Genomic DNA, 4,917 nt, shown 5'->3' with positions numbered 1-4,917 from the left:
TCTACGTGGATATTCTTGGAGATGGTGAAGAGCCAGGTCTTGAATTCATAGGCCTCGTCAAAGGTTTGGATCTTGTCAAAGGCCCTGGAGAACGTTTGGATGGTAATGTCCTCCGCATCGTTCTCGTTTTTCGTCCTCCCGAGCTGAAAGTTGTACACTTCATTCCAGAAACGATCCAGTAATGAGCTGAAAGCCATCTGGTTGCCCTTTTTGGCTTTGTGAATCGTCTCCTTAAGTTGCTCGGGAGTGGTATTCAAAATGATGCTTTAGAATAGTGGGGAATTAGCCCCAGGGCGATCTGATTATGCGTTGGTGACTTCCTTTCTGCATTCCTGCTCTTCAGGCATTTTTCCGCACATCCCACAAGGTTCTCCACCCTTGTTCAGGAAGGGACTCTGACTGGCACAGGTACCTGCGAACTTTCCGTCTTTCTGAGTCCAGATCTTGATGGCGATCCCTGCAAAAGCAAGGGCCAGAAGGCCGATAGTCAGTAATACTAGCTTCATGAATTTCCTTTGTGCAAAGATACAAAAAATAAGCCCCCGGGATAGGGGGCGCTGTCTTTGAATATTTTCGGTAGCCTAGTAAGAAATATTAGCCACGATATTCTGAACTGTCGGACTGGTGTTTCCTCCTTCGGGTTCGATGGTGATATAGCTGATCGCATTTTCCCCGTAGGGCAGGGCGAGAAGCTTATCCTTATTCTCGATCTTTTTCATGATCCCCAGATTCACCATTTCACCGTTGACTTCGGCCCACATCTGATAACACTGGTCTTCCGGCAGGTTAGGAAGGTTCCTCACATTGATGTAGGACAGCTTCTTGACGGGGTTTACATAAGCGACTGCCTTCAGGTCACGGGCTTTATCATTGCCGTTTACAAAGTATTTCCGGGTCTGAGGGTTGTTAAGAACGATGAATTGATTGCGAACATCCTCCAATTGCTGTTTCATATCTGCTTCCAAGTTCTGGATGCGGTTGTTCACCAGGATATTTTCATCCTGCAGGGATTGGTTCTGGTTCCAGAAGAAATAGGAAGATCCCGCGAAGATAAACGCAGCCACACTGGCAGCAATGGCAAATCTCCTGATCTTCCTTCTCCCTCGGTCTTCTTTTCTGATCCTTTGCAGGATCTTCGCCTTCAGTCCTTCAGGGGAGGGCAGGGCATGCATCTTGACATAGGCTTCCAGGTTTTCCTGTAACTCCTCGTACTGCTTCCTCACCTCTGGGTACATGACGATATATCGTTCCACCCTGGAAGTTTCTTCCCTGGAGGTAGCTCCCAGGAGGTATTTCTCCAGAAGGTCGGTTTCCAAAAAGAGTTTAATCTTATCTTTCATGACTTCAGAATTAAAAGGATCAACATCACCAGGGAATTCCCGTAAATCTTACCGAGCTCTCTCAGGCCGATCTTAAGTCTTGATTTGATCGTACCCAAAGGGATATTCAGTTCATCACTGGCCTCCTGTTGCGTCATACCTTGAAAAAAAAGGGCGTCCAGCACTTCCTGGTATTTTTGCTCTATCTTTCCCAGGTTTTCTCTGACGTCCAGGAATTCGGGCCTGATGTCGTCAACACCTACCTTATATACGTTGGAAACGTCGAGTTGGATTTCCTTGTCGGATTTTGTCTGCAGACTGCGAAGCTTGTCTATAGCGGTGTTTCGGATGATCCTGAAAAGCCAGGTGAAGAGTTTGGCCTTGGCGGGGTCATAGGTATCCGACTTCCTCCAGATCTTCACAAAACTCTCCTGCACGATATCCTGGGCGAGTTCTTCGTCCTTGACCACCTTGAAAGCCACACCGTAGAGGGTGTCTCCGTAATGGTCGTATAGGAGTGAGATCGCCTTTTCATCCCGTTCCTGCAAAAGCTCTACAATGTGTTTCTCAAGGAGTATGCTCATGGGTCTGGTGAGATAAAAAAACGACTTTAGGGGCATCCAAAACAGTCATTTTCCTCGTATATAGTGAGAATGCTAATTTATTAAATTGATTCTTAACTCTATGGAATCTGGCATTTAATTAGACAAATGTGCAACTGGTTATTGCCCATTTGGTTTTTGGTTAGTTTGGTTTGAAATAGCCCCCGGCAGTCTTTGTTCGGGGGTTATTTTTTGTTTGAGGGGAGTATCTCTAAAGTATATTCACTTCCGGTTCTATAGAGATCCCAAACGTATCCCGGACCTCCGTTTGGATTTTTTTGGCCAGGTCTAGTATCTCCTTGCCGCTGGCATGTCCGTAATTGACCAGGACAAGTGCCTGGTGCTCATGTACCCCGGCATCCCCAACTCGCATGCCTTTGAACCCGCAGGTATCTATAAGCCAGGCTGCAGGGATCTTTACCTCTTTCTCTGAGATGCTGTAGAAGGGAACCTGCTCGTATTTCTTCTGTATTTCTGCCAATTTACCCTTATCTACCACGGGGTTTTTAAAAAAACTGCCACTGTTGCCCAGGATAGCGGGATCGGGTAATTTTCGCTGCCTGATCCTGATCACGGCGTTCGAGATATCTGTAATCGTGGGATGCAATACATCCGCTCCCTCCAGTTCATCGGCTATGGTTCCGTATTCGGTTCTGAGTTGATGTTCTCCGGAAGTGAGCCTGAGCGTAACGGAGGTGATTACAAACTTGCCCTTTCCTTCCTGCTTAAAGAAAGATTCCCGGTATCCGAACCTGCAATCCTCAAGGGAGAACAGGCGTTTTCTTCCTGTGGCGACCTCCACGGCCTCGCAACTGACAAAACTGTCTTTAAGTTCTACCCCGTAGGCTCCGATATTTTGGATAGGAGCACTTCCCACACTTCCCGGTATGAGCGACAGGTTTTCGAGTCCGCCCAGGTTCCTCTCCAGGGTCCAGAGCACCAGGTCATGCCAGTTCTCACCGGCCATGACCCTGATCAGGGTATGGGTTCTGCCTTCTTCCAGGATCTCCTTGCCCATCAGTCCGATGTGGATGACGAGTGCGTCAATATCTCCGGTGAGGAGTATATTGCTTCCACCCCCGAGGATGAGTTTCTCGGGGTAGTTCTCCTGTTCCAGGACCCACACCAGCTCCTCTACCGTGGTCACGTGGACAAAAAAACGCGCCTTGGCGTCTATTCCAAAGGTATTATAGGGTTTCAGGGAAACATTTTCCTGTATTCTCACGCTGAGGGATATTGTTTTAGGGCTTCTTTGAGGATGGCAACCGCCCTGATAAGACGGTTCTTCTCAAGGACGTAGGCGATCCTGATCTGGTTCCTGCCCAGTCCTTCAGTGGCGTAAAACCCGGCTGCCGGTGCCACCATGACCGTCTGCCCGTCGAGCTGGAATTTTTCCAGCAACCACTGGGCGAAGTCGTCTGCGTCTTTTACAGGCAATTCCACCATGCAGTAGAAAGCTCCCTGCGGCCTCGCCACCCGTATGCCTTCTATGTGCGAAAGTTCCCTGAGAAGGACGTTCCTCCTTTCTGTGTACTCCTCGATGACCTCGTCGAAATAGCTCTGGGGTGTTTCCAGGGCAGCTTCACTGGCGATCTGCGCATAGGTTGGCGGAGAGAGCCTGGCCTGGGCGAATTTCAGGGCCGTAGTGATCACAGCCCGGTTGCGGGTGACAAGGAAACCGATACGGGCACCACACATACTGTATCTTTTGGATACGGAATCTACCACAATACTGTGCTCCTCCAATCCCGGCTCCTGCAGAATAGAGTAGTGCTGCAGACCGTCATACGCAAATTCCCTGTAGACCTCATCCGACACCAGGAAGAGGTCGTGCTTTTTCACCAGGGCCGAAAGTTTCTCAATTTCCTCCTTCTTGTACAAATAACCCGTTGGGTTTCCCGGATTGCAGATCAGGATGGCACGGGTCCTTGCGGTAATGGACTTTTCAAACTCTTCTATGGGCGGCAGGGCAAAATTGTCCTCTATCCTGGAGATTATGGGAACTACTTTTACCCCGGCAGCCACCGCAAAGCCGTTGTAGTTAGCGTAAAAGGGCTCCGGGATGATCACTTCGTCTCCGGCATCGGCAATGCTGCCCATCACAAAGGAGAGAGCTTCAGATCCGCCTGTCGTCACAATGATGTCCTTATGGGAGACTTCAACCTGGTGTTTGGCGTAATAGGCAGCCACTTTTTTACGGTACTGGTCCGTACCTTCTGTACGGCTGTAGGAGAGCACTTCTACATCGCTATTCCTGACCGCATCCAGGGCGACCTGGGGGGTTTTTATATCGGGCTGGCCTATGTTGAGGTGGATCACATCCACCCCCCTTTCCTTCGCTTCTTCTGCATATGGGACCAATTTACGGATGGGGGATTCCGGCATAGCTCGCCCCTTTTTGGAAATTACTGGCATGTACCTAATTTTCCGCAAAAATGGGAAATACTGGCGGACAAAACAACAGGTTTGGTCTAATCTTCAGGAATTTATGTTATGTTAAATCTGAAGCAACCAAATGATAAAATTTGTACCTTAAAGGGTGTATATCAAAGTTTTAGGCGAATGAAATCCCGGATCTTTATCCCCTTGATCCTCCTTTTGTGCATTTCCTGCGTTGGAATGGCACAAAAATTTCAATTGCCTGAAGGGACCAAATTCCAGAAAGTCAATTTCCAGCTTATCAATAACCTGATCGTCATGCCCCTGGAGGTCAATGGGGCTAAATTGAATTTTATACTGGATTCCGGGGTGAGTAAACCCATTCTCTTCAACCTTTCTGATCAGGATTCCATCGAACTCAGGAATGTTTCCGAGATCACCATTAACGGACTGGGTGCAGGGGAGCCCATCAAAGCGCTGAATTCCCAGGGGAACCATTTCAGGATCAAGAAGATCACCAACAATAACCAGCAGCTTTTTGTGGTGCTCGACAGGGATATCAATTTCTCGCCAACCTTAGGTATACCCGTACACGGTATCATCGGATTCGACCTTTT

General features: G+C 48.5%; 7 protein-coding genes. 1 reads left to right on the top strand and 6 read right to left on the bottom strand.

Annotation, left to right across the window (positions count from 1 at the left end; genetic code table 11):
- The 6 genes from ABYP73_RS11365 to ABYP73_RS11340 form a co-directional block, all read right to left on the bottom strand.
- Positions 1-197: RNA polymerase sigma factor (locus tag ABYP73_RS11365; protein ID WP_372974404.1), on the bottom strand; the 197-nt coding region annotated here is incomplete at its 3' end.
- A 105-nt stretch (positions 198-302) separates the two neighbouring features.
- Positions 303-506, bottom strand: a complete 204-nt coding sequence (locus ABYP73_RS11360) for a membrane or secreted protein (RefSeq protein WP_372946608.1) — start codon at positions 504-506, stop codon at positions 303-305.
- 75 nt (positions 507-581) lie between these two features.
- Positions 582-1,340, bottom strand: coding sequence for an anti-sigma factor domain-containing protein (locus ABYP73_RS11355; protein ID WP_372974403.1), 759 nt, complete (start codon positions 1,338-1,340; stop codon positions 582-584).
- Positions 1,337-1,903: an RNA polymerase sigma factor gene (locus tag ABYP73_RS11350; RefSeq protein WP_372974402.1), complete on the bottom strand. Its 567-nt coding sequence runs from the start codon at positions 1,901-1,903 to the stop codon at positions 1,337-1,339. Before ABYP73_RS11350 ends, ABYP73_RS11355 begins: the two co-directional genes overlap by 4 nt.
- Before the next feature lie 229 nt (positions 1,904-2,132).
- Positions 2,133-3,146 carry a UDP-N-acetylmuramate dehydrogenase gene (murB, locus tag ABYP73_RS11345; RefSeq protein ID WP_372974401.1) on the bottom strand — a complete coding sequence of 338 codons (1,014 nt, stop codon included), beginning with the start codon at positions 3,144-3,146 and terminating at the stop codon, positions 2,133-2,135.
- Entirely contained in the window at positions 3,143-4,336 is a 1,194-nt protein-coding gene (locus ABYP73_RS11340) for a pyridoxal phosphate-dependent aminotransferase (RefSeq protein ID WP_372974400.1), read from the bottom strand. The genes murB and ABYP73_RS11340 overlap by 4 nt, the downstream gene beginning before the upstream one ends.
- Positions 4,337-4,483: 147 nt before the next feature.
- On the opposite strand from ABYP73_RS11340, the gene ABYP73_RS11335 reads away from it, so the two are divergent.
- A partial coding sequence (locus ABYP73_RS11335) for a retropepsin-like aspartic protease (protein ID WP_372974399.1) occupies positions 4,484-4,917 on the top strand: 434 nt, incomplete at its 3' end.

The organism is Muriicola sp. (assembly GCF_041567615.1).
Classification (GTDB): Bacteria; Bacteroidota; Bacteroidia; order Flavobacteriales; family Flavobacteriaceae; genus Muriicola.
The sequence above is the reverse complement of the archived record's forward strand: the minus strand, read 5'-3'. Positions and strand labels throughout refer to the sequence as shown.

Excerpts from the sequence above, each read along its gene's own strand:
- ABYP73_RS11340 (WP_372974400.1), bottom strand. The coding sequence starts at position 4,336 with ATGCCAGTAATTTCCAAAAAGGGGCGAGCTATGCCGGAATCCCCCATC.
- ABYP73_RS11350 (WP_372974402.1), bottom strand. The coding sequence starts at position 1,903 with ATGAGCATACTCCTTGAGAAACACATTGTAGAGCTTTTGCAGGAACGG.
- ABYP73_RS11355 (WP_372974403.1), bottom strand. The coding sequence starts at position 1,340 with ATGAAAGATAAGATTAAACTCTTTTTGGAAACCGACCTTCTGGAGAAA.
- ABYP73_RS11360 (WP_372946608.1), bottom strand. The coding sequence starts at position 506 with ATGAAGCTAGTATTACTGACTATCGGCCTTCTGGCCCTTGCTTTTGCA.